Origin of the sequence: Microbacterium sp. 71-23 (genome assembly GCF_001897265.1) — a bacterium.
GTDB lineage: Bacteria > Actinomycetota > Actinomycetes > Actinomycetales > Microbacteriaceae > Microbacterium > Microbacterium ginsengisoli.
This window is the reverse complement of record NZ_MKSL01000012.1, coordinates 1-18,053: the sequence shown is the minus strand read 5'-3', so window position 1 is coordinate 18,053 and position 18,053 is coordinate 1. Positions and strand designations below refer to the sequence as shown.

Sequence of the window (18,053 nt, the reverse complement as noted above, 5' to 3'; positions counted from 1 at the left end):
ACGCCGACATCGACCCCGACCCCGACCCCAACGCCGACGCCGACGCCGACATCGACCCCGACCGCCACTCCGACCCCGACTCCCACTCCCACTCCCACTCCCACTCCCACTCCCACTCCCACTCCCACGGTGCCGTCAGGAGTCGACGGGTCGACACCGACCGTTCCCGCCACACCGCAGTTCCGCGGCGGGCTGTGGGTCCACGGCGCCACAACCGACAGCCTCTTCTTCGCCGTCGACGTGCCGCCGGGAGCGACGGTGTCGGTCACCGCTCTCGATCGCACCGGCACCGAGGTGTTCCGACTCGGCAGCACGGTCTACGTCTCCGTCGACGGACTCGACCCGATCGCGCTCCGCCTGGCGACCATCACCGTCATCGCGACCGTCGACGGCCGGCTCTCGCGCCCCCTCGTGCTGAACATCGATCAGTTCACGTGAGCGAGCGGCGGGAGGCGGCATCCACTGTCGGTGTCAACCCTCGGCAGCGGCCGCATCTCGGCCGTACGGTCATGGCATGACCTCGATCGTCTGGTTCCGCGACGACCTGCGCCTCGCCGACAACCCCGCCCTGCGCGCGGCCGTCGACCGCGGAGAACCGGTGATCGGCCTCTACGTGCTCGACACATCGGAGGAGGTGCGGCCCCTCGGCGGCGCGGCCCGCTGGTGGCTGCACCACTCGCTCGCCGACCTCGGAGAGCGCCTGCGCGAGCGCGGCGGCGCCCTCGTACTGCGCCGGGGCCGCGCTCGCGAGGTGGTGCCGCAGGTCGTGCAGGATGCCGCGGCATCCGCCGTCTTCTGGAACCGCCGCTACGGCGGACCTGCGCGCGAGATGGACACCGCCCTGAAGGCACGGCTGCGGGACGACGGGGTCGAGGTCGCCTCGTTCGCCGCATCGCTGCTGTTCGAGCCGTGGACGGTGCGCACCGGGTCGGGCGGGCACTACGCCGTCTTCACGCCGTTCTGGCGCGCCTGCCTGAACCTGCCGGCGCCGCGCGCGCCGCTGCCCGAGCCCCGCGAGCTCGTCGCGCCGCAGACGCTCCCCCGAAGCGACGCGCTCGACGACTGGGCGCTGCTGCCGACGAACCCCGACTGGGCGGGCGGGCTGCGCGAGACGTGGGAGCCGGGCGAGATCGCCGCGCGCCGGCGCCTTGCGCAGTTCCTCGCCGACGACGTGGACGACTACGACCGTGCGCGCGACGAGCCGGCCGCCGGCGTCACCTCGGGGCTGTCGCCGCGGCTGCGGTGGGGTGAGCTGAGCCCGCACCAGGTGTGGCATGCGGCCGCGGCATCCGGGAAGGACACCGGGCGGTTCCTCTCGGAGATCGGCTGGCGCGAGTTCGCCTGGCACACCCTCTTCCACGCCCCCGACCTGCACACCGAGAACCTGCGGCGCGAGTTCGATGCCTTCCCCTGGCCGCGGCCGCATCCGGCGGCGCTGCACGCCTGGCAGCACGGCCGCACCGGCATCGCCCTGGTCGATGCCGGCATGCGGGAGCTGTGGCACACCGGGGTCATGCACAACCGGGTGCGGATGGTTGCGGCATCATTCCTCATCAAGAACCTGCTCATCGACTGGCGGCGCGGCGAGGAGTGGTTCTGGGACACACTCGTCGACGCCGACGAGGCGGCGAACCCGTTCAACTGGCAGTGGGTCGCGGGCTCCGGTGCCGACGCGGCACCCTACTTCCGCATCTTCAACCCCGAGACCCAGGCGCAGAAGTTCGACCCGCAGCACCGCTACATCGACCGCTGGGCGCCCGATTGGGCCGACGTGCCGCCGCTCGTCGACCTCGGCGACACGCGGCGCGCCGCCCTGGCGGCCTACGACGAGGTGAAGCGCTCCCGCGCCTGACGGCACGGGCGGCCGGGGAATGGATGCCGCGGCCTCCCCGTTGCAGCACACGATGAGCACCGCCCTTTCCGTCCTCGACCTCGTGCCCGTGCGCACCCACCAGACGAGCGCCGCGGCGGTCGCGGCATCCCTCTCGCTCGCCCACCGCGCCGACGAGCTCGGCTACACGCGCTACTGGTTCGCCGAGCACCACAACATGCCGGCCGTCGCCTCGACGACGCCGCCCGTGCTGATCGCCGCGGCCGCGGCCCGCACGTCGCGCATCCGGGTGGGTTCGGGCGGCGTCATGCTTCCCAACCACTCGCCGCTCGTCGTCGCCGAGCAGTTCGCGGCGCTCGAGGCCCTCGCGCCCGGCCGCATCGACCTCGGAATCGGGCGCGCGCCCGGCAGCGACCCGGTCATCACCCAGCTGCTGCACCGCTCGGGCACGACGAGCGACGTGGAGCGCTTCCCCGACCACATCCGCGACATCCTCTCGATCACGAGCCCGCAGGGCGCGACCGTGCAGTTCACCTCTGGTGGCACGTACGGTGTGACCGCCACCCCGGCCGCGACGTCGCAACCGCAGGTGTGGCTGCTCGGGTCGAGCGACTACTCGGCGCAGCTCGCCGCCTCGATGGGCCTGCCGTACGTGTTCGCCAACCACTTCTCGGGCGACGGCCTCGAGCGCGCCCTGTCGCTGTACCGCGAGCAGTACCAACCGAGCGAGCAGCACCCGGCACCCGTGACCTTCCTCACCGCCAACATCGTCGCGGCCGACACCGCGGACGAGGCAGCGGCACGCGCGCTGCCGCAGATCCGCATGATGGCGCGGCTGCGCTCGGGCCGCCCTCTCATCGCCCTCGAGACGGTCGAGCAGGCGGCCGCCGCCGAGGCCGAGGACGGCCTGTCGGCGCCTTTCCGGGCGTGGGCGGAATCGACCTGGTTCATCGGCGACGGCGACGACGTGCGCCGCCGCCTCTCCGATTTCGCGGCGCGACACGGGCTCGACGAGGTCATGATCTCGCCCGTCGCGGGCGCCCACGACGACGAGCCGATGGATGCCGCACCCGGCCGTGCCCGCACCCTCGAGCTGCTCGCGCCGCTCGCCGCGTGAGCAGCTCCCTCGCCCTCTAGGGTGATGCCGTGGGCGGCGAGCGCGGGAGGGGATTCGGCGGGGCCGTCGTGCGGGCATCGCTGCCGAACCTCGCCCAGTGGCTGAATCTGTACGCCTACGCGACGTTCGCGCCCTACTTCCGTCACGAGTTCTTCGCCGCCGACGACGCGCACGCCCTCGTGTTCGTCTACGGCGCGTTCGCCCTCGCATTCGCCGCACGCCCGCTCGGCTCGTGGCTGTTCGGGCGCCTCGCCGACCGCCGCGGCCGAGCCCGGGCGCTGCGCGCCAGCGTGCTGCTCATGGCCGTGTGCACGCTCGTCCTCGCCCTGAGCCCGACGCACGCCGCGATCGGCGCGGGAGCCGCGGTCGTGCTGCTCGTCGCGAGCCTCGTTCAGGGCATCGCCGCGGGCGGCGAGTACGCGGCATCCGCCGTCTACCTCGCCGAACTCGCCCCCGCCGGCCGCCGCGGCCTGTTCTCCTCGCTGCAGAGCGCGACCATCGTCGGCGGCCAGGTGCTCGCCCAGGCGGCCCTGCTGGTCCTCCTCGTCACCGTCGACCGGCCCGCGATCGCGGCGTGGGGCTGGCGCGCCGTGTTCGCGGTCGCGGCCCTGGCCGCCGCCGCCTCGCTCCTCGCGATCCCGCGCCGCGCAGAGAACGCCGCCCGCGCTCAGGGCGGATCGATGCGCGTGCTGCTGCGCGAGCACGCCGGGGCGCTCGTCTGGGTCATCCTCATGACGGCGGGCGGCACCGTCGTCTTCTACACCGATACCGTCACCCTCCCGACCCTCGCCCGCGACAGCGCCTTCGCGACCGGCGGGGCCGCGGCCGAGACGGCGGCCGCGGCATCCGTTCTCGTGGCCCTCGTCGTGCTCATGCTGCTGCAGCCGATCGGCGGCGCGCTGAGCGACCGCATCGGCTGGCGGGCGCTGCTCGTCTTCTTCGGCGTCGGCGCGCTCGTGACGACGGTGCCGCTGCTGTGGCTCGTGCCGCAGACGTCGTCACCGTGGACTCTGCTCGGGCTGCTCGTCGGCGGCTTCGTCGCGCTCGCCGGCTACCTGTCGGTCAACACGGTCGCCAAGGCGGAGGCGTTCCCACCCGAGGTGCGTGCTCTGGGCGTCGGGTTCGGGTACGCGATCGCCAACTCGCTCTTCGGCGGCACGGCGCCCATGATCTATCACGCGAGCGCGGCGGGCGGCGGGACCGTGGGGTTCACCGGCTACGTGCTCGTGCTCGTCGCGGTGAGCACGGTCGTGTACGTGTTCTTCACGCCGCGGCGGGCGGGTCAGTCCTCCGGCTCGCCGCTCACGAGCCCGCGCAGCCAGTCCCGCGCCTCGACGAACACCTCGTCGGAGTAGCGGTCGGGGTAGTGCACGATCGCGCGGTCCGCTCGGGCGTACGACCCGAGGAAGATCACCTTCGGACTGAACCGGCGCAGGCCCATGAGCGCGTCGGCCATGCGCTCATCACGGATGTGCCCATCGGCGTCGATCACGAAGCGGTAGCGGCCCAGCTCGTCGCCCACCGGACGCGAGGCCAGCAGCGAGAGGTTGATGCCACGGGTGGCGAACTGCTCGAGAAGCTCGAGCAGCGCGCCGGGGTGGTCCTCGGGGAGCTCGACGATGAGCGAGGTCTTGTCGGCACCCGTCGGCGCCGGCGGTGCGACCGTGCGGCTGACCAGCACGAACCGGGTCACGGCGTTGGGGTTGTCGCCGATGTCCTCGGCGAGCACCTCGAGTTCGTGATGCTCGGTGATGCCCGGCGGGGCGATGGCCGCGTCCGCGGGACTCGACCCGTCGAGCAGCCCCAGCGCGCTGGCCACATTGCTCGCCGCGGGAAGGTGCGCGTGCGCCGGAAGGGTCTCGCTCAACCAGCGCAGGCTCTGCGCGTAGGCGACCGGGTGGGCCGCGATCAGCGACACGTCCTCGAGCCGGCTGCCGGGGCGGCCGACCAGCACGAAACGCACCGGGACGAGGTATTCGCCCACGATGCGCAGGCCCGGCGTCGTCGCGAGGGCATCCTGCGCGGTGGAGACGCCACCGTCGACCGAGTTCTCGATCGCGATCATCGCTGCGTCGGACCGCCCCTCGACCACGTCGGCAAGCGCCTCGCCCACATTGCGCACGGGGCGCCACACGTGCTCGCGCGCCTCCGGCACCTGAGCGAGGGCGGCCTCCGTGAAGGTTCCGGCGGGGCCGAGGTAGCTGTAGGTGCGGCGAGGGGCATCGGCCTCGGGCGCGTCGATCGTCACGGGGACAAAGCCTAGCCGCGCAGAACATGCGCGCGGGTGTCAGACTGTGCGCATGAGCCGCGCTGGACAGCCCGCCGAAGCATCCGATCTGATCGACGTCGATGAACTGATCTCCGCCTACTACGACCGCATCCCCGACCCGACCGTGCCGGAGCAGCGGGTCGCATTCGGCACCAGCGGGCACCGCGGCTCGAGCCTGTCGACGAGCTTCACCGAGACCCACATCCTCGCGACCACCCAGGCGATCGTCGACTACCGCGCCGCGCAGGGCATCGCCGGGCCCCTCTTCCTCGGGCGCGACACCCACGGCCTGAGCCTTCCCGCCGAGCGCACCGCCATCGAAGTGCTGGTCGCGAACGGCGTCGACGTGCGCGTCGACTCCCGCGACTCGTGGGTGCCGACCCCGGCACTCAGCCATGCCATCCTCACCTACAACCGGGGCCGCGAGGATTCCGACCCGGGTCGAGCGGACGGCATCGTCGTCACCCCGAGCCACAACCCGCCCCGCGACGGCGGCTTCAAGTACAACCCGCCCCACGGCGGTCCCGCCGACACCGACGCGACCGGATGGATCGCCGACCGCGCGAACGCCCTCATCGCCGACGGGCTCGAGGGCGTGCGCCGCACGCGCTACTCCGACATCGACGGCGACGCGCTCGGCGAGTACGACTTCCGTGAGGCGTACGTGCGCGACCTCGACTCGATCATCGACATCGCCGCCATCAAGAAGGCCGGCGTCCGCATCGGCGCCGACCCGCTGGGCGGGGCCTCGGTCGACTACTGGGCGCTGATCGCCGAGCACTACGGGATCGACCTCACCGTCGTGAACCCCGAGGTCGACCCCACCTGGAGGTTCATGACCCTCGACTGGGACGAGAAGATCCGGATGGACCCCTCCTCCCCCTCGGCGATGGCCTCGCTCGTCGCCCGCCGCGACGAGTACGACCTGCTCACCGGCAACGACGCCGATGCCGACCGCCACGGCATCGTCACCCCCGACGCGGGTCTCATGAACCCGAACCACTACCTGGCAGTCGCGATCGACTACCTGTTCTCGCACCGTCCCGGCTGGTCGGATGCCGCGGCCGTCGGCAAGACGCTCGTCTCGTCGATGATCATCGACCGTGTGGTCGAGGCGCTCGGCCGCGACCTGTACGAGGTGCCGGTCGGGTTCAAGTGGTTCGTACCGGGCCTGCTCGACGGGTCGGTCGCGTTCGGCGGCGAGGAGTCGGCGGGCGCATCGTTCCTGCGCATGGACGGCAGCGTCTGGACGACCGACAAGGACGGCATCCTGCTGTGCCTGCTCGCCGCCGAGATCCTCGCGGTCACCGGGAAGACCCCGTCGCAGCGCTACGCCGAGCTCGAGGAGACCTACGGGTCGTCGGTCTACCAACGCGTGGATGCCGCGGCCACCCCGTCCCAGAAGGCGGCGCTCGCGAAGCTCGCCCCCGACGCGGTCACCGCGACCACCCTCGCCGGCGAGGAGATCGTGGCGAAGCTCTCGCACGCGCCCGGCAATGGTGCGGCGATCGGCGGGCTGAAGGTCGTCACCGAGCACGCCTGGTTCGCAGCGCGCCCGTCGGGCACGGAGGACGTCTACAAGCTCTACGCCGAGTCGCTGCGCGGAGAGGCGCACCTGCGCGAGGTGCAGGAGCAGGCGCGCGAGGTCGTCACGGCCGCGCTCGGCGGCTGAGCCGCGGCATCCGTCTGAGCGCAGCACCGGCGCGGACGCGAGCACCGGGCGCGCCTGCCAGGATGGACGCATGAGCTGGCTTGTCACCGGCGGTGCCGGATACATCGGTGCCCACATCGTCCGCGCCCTCGCCACCGACGGGCTGACCCCCGTCGTGCTCGACGACCTGTCGAGCGGCGTCGCCTCCTTCGTGCCCGACGGCGTCGCGTTCGTGCGGGGCTCGATCCTCGACCGCGAGCTGGTCGAGAGCGCGTTGCGGGATCATGACGTGACGGGGGTCATCCACGTCGCCGGCTACAAGTACGCGGGCGTCTCCGTGCAGCGTCCCCTGCACACGTACGAGCAGAACGTCGACGGCACGCGTGTCGTGCTCGCCGCGATGGCGACGACGAACGTCACCAACCTCGTGTTCTCGTCGAGCGCCGCCGTCTACGGCACCCCCGACGTTCCGCTCGTCACCGAGGACCTGCCCAAACGCCCCGCGTCGCCCTACGGCGAGTCGAAGCTGATCGGCGAGTGGCTGATCCGTGACCAGGGGATCGCGACGGCCGGGACGGAGCATCCGCTGCGGCACACCTCTCTGCGCTACTTCAACGTCGTCGGATCGGGCGACCCGAGCGTGTACGACGTGAGCCCCCACAACCTGTTCCCGATCGTCTTCGAGAAGCTGATCGCCGGCGAGGTGCCCCGCATCAACGGTGACGACTACGACACCCCGGACGGCACGAACGTGCGCGACTATGTGCACGTCGCGGACATCGCCTCAGCCCATGTCGTCGCCGCGCGACGACTGGCCGCCGGAGAACCGGTCGAGCCGGCCTACAACCTCGGCTCCCAGAACGGCCTGTCGGTCAAGGAGATCATGACCGCCGTGGCCCGCGTGACGGGCGTCGACTTCGCCCCCGAGATCGGGCCGCGGCGCAGCGGCGACCCCGATCGCATCGTCGCGACCGGAGACCTGGCCGCACGCGACCTCGACTGGCGCATGCGCTACACCGTCGATGAGATGGTGCGCTCGGGCTGGGACGCCCGCCGCGCGGCGACCGCGCCCGCGTGAGCGACCGCGCCGGTGTCGTCACCACCGCCGACGGCGCCGACCTCGTCTGGCGTCAGACCGGCGCCGGGACGCGCGAACTGCTGCTGATCGCCGGCCAAGGGGTGAGCGCGACGTCGTGGGATCCGGTGCTGCCCGCACTCACCGCTGTCGGGCGAGTCACTGTCTACGATCACCGCGGGATCGGCGGGAGCTCGGTGGGCGAGGCGGCCGAATGGTCGACGCGGTCGCTCGCCCGCGATGCGGCCACCGTGATCGAGGCACTCGACATCGCGCCCGCGGCGGTGATCGGGCACTCGATGGGGGGCCGGGTCGCGCAGTGGCTCGCCATCGATCGCCCGGAGCTCGTCGACCGGCTCGTGCTGGTGTCGACGACGGGCGGCGATGCGCGGGGGATGCGCCGAGAGGATGCCGCCACCTCCGCGCTCGCGAACGGCACCGGCGATGTGCTCGCGCCCTATTTCTTCTCCGACGCCTACATCGCCGACAATCCACAAGCGATCTCGCTGTTCACCCGCCGCGACGCGGCGATCCCGGTGCGCCGGGGCCACTTCCAGGCGTCGTCGACGCACGACGCGTGGGATGAGCTCGCGCGCATCACGGCGCCCACGCTCGTCGTGCACGGCGCCGACGACCGCATCACGCCTCCCGAGAACGGGCGGCGTGTGGCGGCATCCGTGCCCGGCGCCACCCTGGTCGAGGTGCCCGGCGCCCGTCACGCCCCGCAGCTCGACACCGAGGCCGCCCTCACGGCGATCGTCGACTTCGTGCGCGGCTGAGCGCCGGCCGGGCGCCGCCCGCACGGCGCCGGCATGCCGTGCCCGGCGCCGCCGCGTCAGCGCAGGGCCGGCACGACCTCGCGCTCGAACAGGTCGACGCCGGTGCGGTCGTAGGCGTGCTCGGGGAAGTAGTGGATCGCGTACGCAAGTCCCTCGGCCTGCAGCGCGCGCAGCCGCTCGACGATCATCGCGGGCGTGCCCACGAGCGCCGCGCCCGAGCGGTATTCGGCCATGTAGCCGCCGATCGCGTCACCGAGGTAGGGCGCGAGCCGCGCCTCGATCGCGTCGAGTCGGTCGGCGACCTCCGCATCGGTCGCCGCGACGACGGTCGAGAAGTTGGCGCTCAGCGTGATCTCGCGCGGGTCGCGCCCGATCGCTGCGCAGTGAGAATGCAGGATGTCGCGCTTGCGCACGAATGTCTCGGGATCGGAGCTGAAGTTCGTGTACTGCGCGTGCTTCGCGGCGATCTTCAGCGTGACCTTCTCGCCGCCGCCGGCGACCCACAACGGGATGCCGCCCTGCTGCAGCGGAAGCGGGCGCACGATCGCGCCGTCGACCTGGTACTCGCGACCCGAGAACGTGACCTCGCCGTCCCGCCACGCACGCGTCATGATCTCCACGCCCTCGCCGAGCTGACGCAGTCGCTGCGGGGCATCCGGGAATCCGTAGCCGTATGCGCGCCATTCGTGCTCGTACCAGCCGGCGCCGATGCCCATCTCGAGACGCCCGCCCGAGATCACATCGACCGTCGCGGCGACCTTGGCGAGGTAGGCCGGATTGCGGTAGCCGGTGCACGTGCACATCTGGCCGAGACGGATGCGGCCGGTCGAGGCCGCGAACGCCGACATCAGCGTCCACGCCTCGTGGGTGGCCTCCTCGCTCGGCACCGGAACGGTGTGGAAGTGGTCGTAGACCCAGATGGACTCCCAGGCGGTGCCCTCGTCCGCGCGCTGCGCGAGCGAGGCCATCACCCGCCAATGGTCCGCGGGATCGATGTCGACGAGGTCGTGACGCCAGCCTTGGGGGATGAAGATTCCGAAACGCACCGAACCAGGTTAGGGCCGGGCGTCGCTCATGGCACGTCGGTCGCGAGGCGGGCCCGGGGCATCCGCGCCCTCATCACCGCGATCGCCTCGGGGTTGTCGTCGACGAGCACCGCGTGGCGGCCGAGGGCCGCGGCCACCGCCCCGGTCGTTCCGCTGCCGGCGAAGAGGTCGAGAACGGTGTCGCCCGGCCGGCTGGATGCCGCGACGATCCGCCGCAGCACCCCCTCGGGCTTCTGCGTGGGATACCCGGTCTTCTCCCGCCCGGTCGTCGGCACGATCGTGTGCCACCAGACGTCCGTCGGGAGCTTGCCGCGCGCGGCCTTCTCGGGGGTGACGAGCCCGGGCGCCATGTAGGGCTCACGGTCGACCGCGTCGGCGTCGAACCAGTACCGGGCGGGATCCTTCACGTAGACGAGGATCGTGTCGTGCTTGGGCGGCCAGCGGCGGCGCGTCTTGCCGCCGTAGTCGTAGGCCCAGACGATCTCGTTGAGGAAGTGGTCGCGACCGACGAGGGCATCGAGCAGCACCTTCGCGTAGTGCACCTCGCGGTAGTCGAGGTGGAGGTACAGCGTGCCGTCGTCGGCGAGCAGCCGCCACGCCTCGACGAGCCGCGGCTCGAGGAACCCCCAGTAGTCGTCAAACCTGTCGTCGTAGGTGCGCAGGTCGCCGCGGAGCCGCTCATAGTCGCGACCGTGGAAGCCGCGGCGGGTCGCGGCATCCGTCTCACCCTCGGCGTCGCGCGTCCACGTCACCGTCTCGACGGCACGGGTGCGTTCGCGCCCGGTGTTGAACGGCGGGTCGAGGTAGACGACGGTGAAGGCGCCGGCCGGCAATGAGCGTGCGACCTCGAGGTTGTCGCCCTGATGGATGACGACGTCGCCGGTCACGGCACCCGGTGCAGCCATGCGTCCGTCGCGAACTTCGACGCGACGAGCGCCTCGGCCTCGGCGTATTCCTCTTCGGTGATATGTCCGGCGTGGGCGCCGTAGAGGTTTGTGAAGGTGTCGATGAAGCGGTCGATGATCTCCTCGCGCGACAGCCCCGTCTGGCTCCGCAGCGGGTCGACGCGCTTGGCCGCGGAGACCGTGCCCTTGTCGCTCAGCTTCTCCCGGCCGATGCGCAGCACCTCGGTCATCACCTGGCCGTCCATGTCGTAGCTGAGGGTCGCGTGATGCAGCACGCCGCCGTTCGCGAGCCGCTTCTGCGCGGCGCCGCCGATCTTCCCGTGCGGGCCGGTGATGTCGTTGAGGGGCTGGTAGACCGCGTCGATGCCGAGTGAGCGCAGCGCCACGAGCACCCAGTCGTCGAGGAACGCGTAGGAGTCGGCGAACGTCATGCCCGCCACGAGCGTCGCCGGCACGTAGAGCGAGTACGTCACGATCGAGTTCGCGCCCATGAGCATCGCGCCGCCGCCCGAGATGCGGCGCACGACATCGAAGCCGTGACGCGCGGCGCCCGCCGGATCGACCTCGTTGCGCAGCGACTGGAACGAGCCGATCACGACGGCCGACTCGTCCCACTCCCACAGGCGCAGGGTGGGAGCGCGGCGCCCATCGCCGACGCGGGTCGTGAGCACCTCGTCGAGGGCGAGGTTCATGCGCGGCGAGACCGGTCCGTCGTGCACCACCTCCCAGTCGAAGTCCTTCCAGCCCGGAGCCCGCACGAGCGCCCGGCGCACGACGGTGCCGATCGACTCGGGCGTGAAGCCGAGCAGCTGGGCTCCCTCGGGAAGGGCCGATCGCACCGCCTGCGCGATGGCCGCGGCATCCGTCTCTTCGGGGAGGCCGTTCAGCGCGGCGTCGATCGAGGCGAGCGCATCATCGGGCTCGAGGAAGAAATCGCCCGCGACGTGGGCGTTCGCGATGCGGCCGTGTTCGACATCGAGGTCGACGACGACCAGCTTGCCCCCCGGGACCTTGTACTCACCGTGCACGGCTCTCAGCCTAGAACGACGACGGATGCCGCGGCCCGCCGGTCGCGCCCGCGGCTCGGCGATCGGCCCCGGGCGCCGATGTCAGGTGCCCCGCGTCAGTCGCGGGCCGCGAAGCGCCGGTCGAGCCAGGCGAGCAGGTCGCCGCGGACGTCCTGCTGCATGACCTCGTTGAAGATCTCGTGACGACCGCCGGGGTAGACGAGCGTGGTCACGTCGGTGAAGCCCGAGCGGCTGCGATAGGCGTCGGCGAGCTTGTGCACGCTGCGGGGTCCGCCGACGGTGTCCTCCTTGCCCACCAGGAGAAGGGTCGGGATGTCGCGACCGAGGTTCTTGCGCGGACGCCCGAACAGCCGTGCGGCGTCGATCACACCGAACAGGCGCAGCAGTGGCACCGAGACGGTGAGCGGGTCGTCGAGGAACGCCTGGCCGACAGCCGGGTCGCTCGAGAGCCACTCCGTGCCGTTGGCGGTCGACGCCTTCCACGGCGCGTTGAGGTCGCCGGCGTTGAGGGTGCCCGGCAGGCGCAGCGCCGACCCGGAGAGCACGAGCGCGTCGTACGCGTCGGGGTGCTCGTTGACGAGGATCTGCGCGAGGAACGAGCCCCACGAGTGCCCGAGCAGCACGAGCGGCAGGTCGGGGTTCTCGCGCCGGATGATGCCGGTGAGCTGCCACACGGCGGCGACCGCAGCGGGGTGGCCGCCGGCGCCGAGGTGGCCGAGTTTGGCGTGATCGCCCCACTGCTGCAGTCCGGTACGGCCGTGGCCGCGGTGATCGTCGGCGTAGACGATGTAGCCGTCGGCGGTCAGCGCGTCGATGAGGGCGCCGTACCGGCCGGCGTGCTCGCCGACGCCATGCAGCAGCTGCACGACGGCGCGCGGGGTGGTGACGGCGGGGTGGTGGTCGTAGACGACGGTGACGCCGTGTGCATCGACGAACGCGGGCATGTGCCGAGTCTAGGGACGGGTGTGGGCGGCCAGCGACAGGCGTAGTCTTCGCATGACTGAAGTTCGCTAGAAAAGAGAGCTAAATGGCCGATCTTGCCCGCCGCCGCTGGTTCGGACTCGTCTTCATCAGCCTCGCCGTCGCGCTCATCATCGTCGACTCCACGATCGTGAACGTGGCGATCCCCTCGATCGTCGACGAGCTCGGCATCACGTCGACCCAGGTGCAGTGGGTGCAGGAGGCCTACACCCTCGTGTTCGCGTCGCTGCTGCTGATGTTCGGCAGCCTCGCCGATCGCTTCGGTCGCCGGAGGATGCTGCTCATCGGCGTCGTGATCTTCGCCCTCTCCTCTCTCGTCGCCGCCCTCAGCCCGTCGGGCGACGCACTCATCGCCGCGCGACTCCTGCAGGGGGTCGGCGGCGCGATGATGCTGCCGTCGACGCTCTCGCTGCTGAACGCCACCTTCCGCGGCCGCGAGCGCGGGATCGCGTTCGCGGTCTGGGGTTCGACCATCGGCGGCATGGCCGCCGTCGGACCCCTCCTCGGCGGCTGGCTGACCACCGACTTCTCGTGGCGCTGGGCGTTCGGCATCAACATCCCGTTCGCCGTCGTGATCGTCATCGGCGTGCTGCTCACGATCGCCGAATCGCGCGAGACCCGCACCGGCGGCCTCGACATCGTCGGTGCGGCCTTGTCGGTCGTGCTGTTCGGCGCCCTCGTGTTCGGGCTCATCGAGGGCCGCACCTACGGCTGGTGGACGACCGACCAGCAGCTGCGGATCGGCGGCGTCACGTGGACGTGGGGCGTCTCGCCCATCCCCTTCGCCTTCGCCCTCGCGGCGCTCGCGCTCCTCGCGTTCCTCGTCTGGGAGGTCCGGCGCTCACGGCAGGGGCACGGCACTCTGCTCGAGCTGTCGCTGTTCCGCATCTCGTCGTTCCGCAACGGCAACGTCGCCGCGATGGTCGTCTCCCTCGGCGAGTTCGGCATCATCCTCTCCCTCCCCCTGTGGCTGCAGTTCGTGCTCGGCTTCGACGCCCTGCAGACAGGTCTCGTGCTGCTCGCCCTCGCCGTCGGCTCGTTCGTGGCGAGCGGGTTCGCCGGCGCGACGAGCGGTCGCGTGTCGCCCGCGACGATCGTGCGCATCGGCATCGGGCTCGAGATCATCGGCATCGCCGCGGTCGGCTGGGTCGTCGCACCGGATGCCGCGTGGGGCTGGTTACTGCCGGCGCTGTTCGTCTACGGCATGGGCGTGGGGCTCGCCACCGCGCAGCTGACCGGCGTGGTGCTGCAGGATGTGCCGGTCGAACTGTCCGGGCAGGGGTCGGGCACGCAGTCGACCTCGCGCCAGGTGGGCTCCGCGCTCGGCATCGCGATCCTCGGCACGGTGCTGTTCACCTCGACGGCGGGCATCCTCGGCGCGAAGCTCGACGACGCCGGCGTGCCATCGGCGCAGCGCGACCAGATCGTGAGCGCCGTCGTCGACTCCGCCGGCGGGGCGATCGCGGGACTCGCCGAGAACCCGCAGACGGCGGCGATCGCCGACGATGCGAAGGCGGCTCTCTCCGAGGGCACCCGCCTCTCCGCCTTCTCGGCGGCCGGGTTCCTCGCGATCGGCCTGCTCGCGACGACCGCGCTCGAACGCCGCCGCGACCCGGAGACCGCCGTGGGCTGACCGACGCCCTGCCGCGTGACCGCGTTCCGGGCGCTGAGGCGCGATGCGCCGTTGAGATTTACTTAGCATGGCTAATTTGTTAGGCTAACGATCACGATGACCAGCCCCGAGGATGCCCCCGCCCCCGAGCTGTCGGCCGCGGCATCCGATCTGCGGATGGCCACGTTCCGGCTCGCCCGACGCCTGCGCGCGCAGCGCGCCGTCGACACCATGAGCGACGGGCAGTTCGCGGTGCTCGCGGCACTCAAGATGCACGGGCTGCACACCCTCGGTGAGCTCGCCGACCGCGAACGCGTCACCGCACCGTCGATGAACCGCACCGTCAACGGCCTCGAGGAGGCCGGTTACCTCACCCGCACCACCGACGACGACGACCGCCGCAAGGTGAACATCGAGCTCACCCCCGCGGGTCGCGAGGTCGTGGAGGAGACCGTGCGCCGCCGCGACGCCTGGCTCGAATCGGTGCTCGCCGACCTCGACGAGGACGAGCGCGAGGTGCTCGCCCGCGCCGCCGCCCTCATGCGACGGGTGGCAGAGCGATGAGCGCCATGTTCCGGTCGCTCTCGGTCTACAACTACCGACTGTGGTTCAGCGGCGCCCTCATCTCCAACATCGGCGCGTGGATGCAGTCCACCGCACAGGACTGGGTCGTGCTCACGCAGCTGACGAACCACGACGCGACGGCCATGGGCATCACCATGGCGCTGCAGTTCGGCCCCCCGCTGCTGCTGGTCGGCGTCACCGGCTGGGTCGCCGATCGTTTCGACCGACGCCGCCTGCTCTACGTCACCCAGACCCTGCTGGCGATGCTCGCGGTGACGGTCGGCGTGCTGCTGCTCACGCACGTCCTGACCCTGCCGCTCATGTGGGTCTTCGCCCTCGCGCTCGGCGTCGTGAACGCGTTCGACGCCCCGGCACGCCAGGCATTCGTCTCCGACGTCGTCGCACGCGAGAACGCATCGAACGCGGTCGCACTCAACTCGGCGTCGTTCAACATGGCCCGCCTGATCGGCCCGGGCGTCGGCGGCATCCTCATCGTGATGGTCGGCACCGGCTGGATGTTCCTCATCAACGCGGCCACCTTCGTCGCCATGCTCCTCGCCCTCTCGCTGATGCGCCCCGGCGAGCTCGTGCCGCGCGTGCGCGAGCCGGGAGCCGCACGCCTCGCCGACGGCTTCCGCTACGTCGCGGGCCGCCCCGACCTCATCGTCACGTTCATCATGGTGTTCCTGGTGGCCGCATTCGGCATGAACTTCCCGATCTTCGCGTCGACCATGGCGCTGGAGTTCGGCAAGCAGGCCGACGGCTACGGGCTGCTGAGCTCGGTGCTCGCGATCGGCTCCCTGGCGGGGGCGCTGCTCGCCGCCCGCCGTGACCGCGCACGCATGCGGGTGGTCATCATCGCCACCGGCGGGTTCGGCGTGATCTCGCTCGTCTCCTCGCTGATGCCCGTCTACGTGCTCTACGCCGCGACCCTCGTGTTCGTGGGGCTCTGCACCGTCACGATGCTCGCCACCGCCAACGGCTACGTGCAGACGACGACGGCGCCGGCGCTGCGCGGACGCGTGCTCGCGCTGTACATGGCGGTCATCATGGGAGCGACGCCGATCGGCGCACCGATCGCCGGCTGGGTTGCGACGACCTTCGGGCCCCGCACGGCCATCCAGGTCGGCGCGATCGCGGGCCTGGTCGCGTGCGCCATCGGGGCCGGCTGGCTGGCGGCATCCGGTCGCCTTCACCGCAGCGAGACGCGGCGGTTCCTCCTGACGATCGACGAGACCCGTCCGCTGCGCCTGCCGGCGCCGACTCCCGAGGTGTTCAGCGATGAGATCGCCGGCACCACGCCGATCGAACTGCCCGCGGATGCCTCGCCCCGCCGCCGAAGCGGACACGACCGCACCGTGCCGCGCGGGGTCTGAGACAGGTCAGCGCCGCACACTGCGGACGCGTCGCCGACGTCAGCGGCTCGAGTAGCCGCCGTCGATCGGCAGCGAGACGCCCGAGATCATCGCGGCACCGTCGCTCAGCAGGAACACGACGGGCGCGGCGATGTCCTCTTCCGTCGCCCACTTGTGCAGCGGCATCGCCTCGAGGAACGGACCCTCGATCTCGGGACGGCCCCAGTACCAGGCAGACATCGGCGTCATCACGACCGTCGGGTTCACGCTGTTCACCCGGATGCCGTAGCCGCCGAGCTCGAGCGCCGAGACCCGCGTGATGTTGTCGAGCGCGGCCTTGGATGAGCCGTAGGAGATGTGGCCGGTCAGCGCGACGAGGCTCGCCTGGCTCGAGACGTTGACGATGGCACCGCCGACGCCGACGCGGATCATCTCCCGCGAGGCGTACTTGGTCACCAGGAGCGACCCGCGCGCGTTGATGCTCATGACCTTGTCGAAGACGTCGATGTCGGTGTCCATCGGGGTCGCGATCTCGCCGCCCCAGCCGCCGCAGTTCACGACGCCGTAGATGTCGCGACCCTCGATCGCCGCGCGGATCTCGGCCTCGGACTCGAGGTCGAACACGACCGGCTCAGCCCCGGTCTCGGCGACGATCGCCTCGAGGGTGTCCGCGGTGCGGCCGGCAGCGAGCACGTGTGCACCGGCGGCCACGAGCTGGCGGACGATGGCGCCGCCGATGCCGCCGCCGGCACCGGTGACGAGGATGCTTCGACCTGGGAATTCGTTCATGGAGGTGCTCTCTGTTCGTCATTGAAGGGATGCTGCGGCCGCGGCCGCGTGGGGCAGATCGTCAGTGGCGACACACAGGATGCGCCGCGGAGGACGGTCGTGTCGCCGGTGTCATTGTTGTTATCGAATCAAGCTTGACACCGGTGACATGCCCAGCTTACGGTGCTGGAAGCTCCTTCGGGAACGCCCCCTCCGAACCGCTTCATCGACGCAGCGAACGACGCTGACGTCGCCTCGAAAAGGAACCGTCCGACGTGACCCCTCCCCCGGCCGCACCACCGTCTCTGACGGTGTCGCACGACGTCGTCGAGCTCATCGACCGCGCCCGTGCGCTCGCATCGACCGGTGCCCGCCGCGTGCTCGGAATCACCGGAACGCCCGGTGCGGGCAAGTCCACCGTGTGCGCGCAGCTGCAGGACGCCCTCGGCGCGCAGGCCGTCATCGTCGGCATGGACGGCTTCCATCTGGCGAACGCCGAGCTGAGACGGCTCGGCCGCCGTGACCGCAAGGGCGCCCCTGACACATTCGACGTCGACGGCTACATCGCCCTGCTCGCACGGTTGCGCGATCAGTCCGGCACCCCGATCTATGCACCCGTGTTCGACCGCGACCTCGAGGAGTCGATCGGATCCGCGCTGTGCGTGCCCGCTGACGTCCCTCTGATCATCACCGAGGGGAACTACCTCCTCCACGACGGCCACGGCTGGGAGCGGGTCGCCCCGCTCCTCGACGAGGCCTGGTTCCTCGAGGTCGAGCCCTCGATCCGTCGGCGACGCCTCGTCGCCCGTCGCGAATCGCACGGGCACCCCCACGACGAAGCCGTCGACTGGGTCGGTTCGGTCGATGAGCCCAATGCCCAGCTCGTCGAGTCCGCGCGAGACCGCGCCGACCTCATCATCCGCGTGGCCGACACGGCATCCGCCGACGCCACCCCGACCGAAGGAGACATCCGATGACCATCGAAACCAGGACGCCGGTGTTGGAGGCGCGGGGGTTGTCTCGTCAGTTTGGTCATGTGCGGGCGTTGAACGAGGTCGATTTCGAGGTGTTC

17 protein-coding genes are annotated in these 18,053 nt (G+C 71.2%); 11 read left to right on the top strand and 6 right to left on the bottom strand.

From position 1 onward, the window contains the following. The 4 genes from BGO15_RS04185 to BGO15_RS04170 form a co-directional block, all read left to right on the top strand. On the top strand, positions 1-438 hold a 438-nt coding region (locus tag BGO15_RS04185; protein ID WP_286747349.1), incomplete at its 5' end, for a hypothetical protein. A 76-nt stretch (positions 439-514) separates the two neighbouring features. Beyond that, positions 515-1,852, top strand: a complete 1,338-nt coding sequence (locus BGO15_RS04180) for a cryptochrome/photolyase family protein (RefSeq protein ID WP_056519093.1) — start codon at positions 515-517, stop codon at positions 1,850-1,852. A 52-nt stretch (positions 1,853-1,904) separates the two neighbouring features. Continuing rightward, a complete protein-coding gene (locus BGO15_RS04175) occupies positions 1,905-2,948 on the top strand; it encodes an LLM class flavin-dependent oxidoreductase (protein WP_156454745.1) in 1,044 nt (347 codons plus the stop codon). 29 nt (positions 2,949-2,977) lie between these two features. Next, a complete protein-coding gene (locus BGO15_RS04170) occupies positions 2,978-4,303 on the top strand; it encodes an MFS transporter (protein ID WP_056206825.1) in 1,326 nt (441 codons plus the stop codon). On the opposite strand, the gene pheA is transcribed toward BGO15_RS04170, so the two are convergent. Then, a complete protein-coding gene (pheA, locus tag BGO15_RS04165) occupies positions 4,231-5,196 on the bottom strand; it encodes a prephenate dehydratase (RefSeq protein ID WP_235557410.1) in 966 nt (321 codons plus the stop codon). The two genes, BGO15_RS04170 and pheA, sit on opposite strands and share 73 nt — an antisense overlap. A 52-nt stretch (positions 5,197-5,248) precedes the next feature. Between pheA and pgm the strand changes: the two genes are divergently transcribed. The 3 genes from pgm (at position 5,249) to BGO15_RS04150 (ending at position 8,722) form a co-directional block, all read left to right on the top strand. After that, a complete protein-coding gene (gene pgm, locus BGO15_RS04160) occupies positions 5,249-6,889 on the top strand; it encodes a phosphoglucomutase (alpha-D-glucose-1,6-bisphosphate-dependent) (RefSeq protein WP_056519097.1) in 1,641 nt (546 codons plus the stop codon). 70 nt (positions 6,890-6,959) lie between these two features. Continuing rightward, the gene (gene galE, locus BGO15_RS04155; RefSeq protein WP_056206828.1) at positions 6,960-7,946 is read left to right on the top strand and encodes a UDP-glucose 4-epimerase GalE; all 987 of its coding nucleotides are present in this window, start codon (positions 6,960-6,962) and stop codon (positions 7,944-7,946) included. Continuing rightward, complete coding sequence (locus BGO15_RS04150; RefSeq protein ID WP_056206830.1) at positions 7,943-8,722, top strand: alpha/beta fold hydrolase; 780 nt, start codon at positions 7,943-7,945, stop codon at positions 8,720-8,722. Before galE ends, BGO15_RS04150 begins: the two co-directional genes overlap by 4 nt. Positions 8,723-8,778: 56 nt before the next feature. On the opposite strand, the gene BGO15_RS04145 is transcribed toward BGO15_RS04150, so the two are convergent. The 4 genes from BGO15_RS04145 to BGO15_RS04130 form a co-directional block, all read right to left on the bottom strand. Then, on the bottom strand, positions 8,779-9,768 hold the full coding sequence (locus BGO15_RS04145) for an LLM class F420-dependent oxidoreductase (RefSeq protein WP_045246478.1): 990 nt from the start codon (positions 9,766-9,768) through the stop codon (positions 8,779-8,781). A 26-nt stretch (positions 9,769-9,794) separates the two neighbouring features. After that, on the bottom strand, positions 9,795-10,673 hold the full coding sequence (locus BGO15_RS04140; RefSeq protein ID WP_056519100.1) for a DNA-methyltransferase: 879 nt from the start codon (positions 10,671-10,673) through the stop codon (positions 9,795-9,797). Continuing rightward, positions 10,652-11,701, bottom strand: coding sequence for a lipoate-protein ligase LplAB (gene lplAB / locus BGO15_RS04135; RefSeq protein ID WP_045246474.1), 1,050 nt, complete (start codon positions 11,699-11,701; stop codon positions 10,652-10,654). Before lplAB ends, BGO15_RS04140 begins: the two co-directional genes overlap by 22 nt. A gap of 95 nt (positions 11,702-11,796) precedes the next feature. Then, positions 11,797-12,645: an alpha/beta fold hydrolase gene (locus tag BGO15_RS04130; RefSeq protein ID WP_056206841.1), complete on the bottom strand. Its 849-nt coding sequence runs from the start codon at positions 12,643-12,645 to the stop codon at positions 11,797-11,799. 83 nt (positions 12,646-12,728) lie between these two features. Between BGO15_RS04130 and BGO15_RS04125 the strand changes: the two genes are divergently transcribed. The 3 genes from BGO15_RS04125 to BGO15_RS04115 all read left to right on the top strand — a co-directional run bounded on the left by BGO15_RS04125 (position 12,729) and on the right by BGO15_RS04115 (position 16,234). After that, the gene (locus BGO15_RS04125) at positions 12,729-14,315 is read left to right on the top strand and encodes a DHA2 family efflux MFS transporter permease subunit (protein ID WP_056519101.1); all 1,587 of its coding nucleotides are present in this window, start codon (positions 12,729-12,731) and stop codon (positions 14,313-14,315) included. A gap of 96 nt (positions 14,316-14,411) precedes the next feature. Continuing rightward, complete coding sequence (locus BGO15_RS04120; protein ID WP_045246467.1) at positions 14,412-14,858, top strand: MarR family winged helix-turn-helix transcriptional regulator; 447 nt, start codon at positions 14,412-14,414, stop codon at positions 14,856-14,858. A 5-nt stretch (positions 14,859-14,863) separates the two neighbouring features. Next, the gene (locus tag BGO15_RS04115) at positions 14,864-16,234 is read left to right on the top strand and encodes an MFS transporter (protein WP_082483026.1); all 1,371 of its coding nucleotides are present in this window, start codon (positions 14,864-14,866) and stop codon (positions 16,232-16,234) included. Positions 16,235-16,273: 39 nt separating this feature from the next. Here BGO15_RS04115 and BGO15_RS04110 read toward each other — a convergent pair whose 3' ends face one another. After that, complete coding sequence (locus tag BGO15_RS04110) at positions 16,274-17,002, bottom strand: SDR family oxidoreductase (RefSeq protein WP_056206844.1); 729 nt, start codon at positions 17,000-17,002, stop codon at positions 16,274-16,276. Positions 17,003-17,256: 254 nt separating this feature from the next. On the opposite strand from BGO15_RS04110, the gene BGO15_RS04105 reads away from it, so the two are divergent. Then, positions 17,257-17,958 (top strand): nucleoside/nucleotide kinase family protein, encoded by a 702-nt coding sequence (locus BGO15_RS04105; RefSeq protein ID WP_235557411.1) that lies wholly within the window; start codon positions 17,257-17,259, stop codon positions 17,956-17,958. Positions 17,959-18,053: the final 95 nt, after the last annotated feature.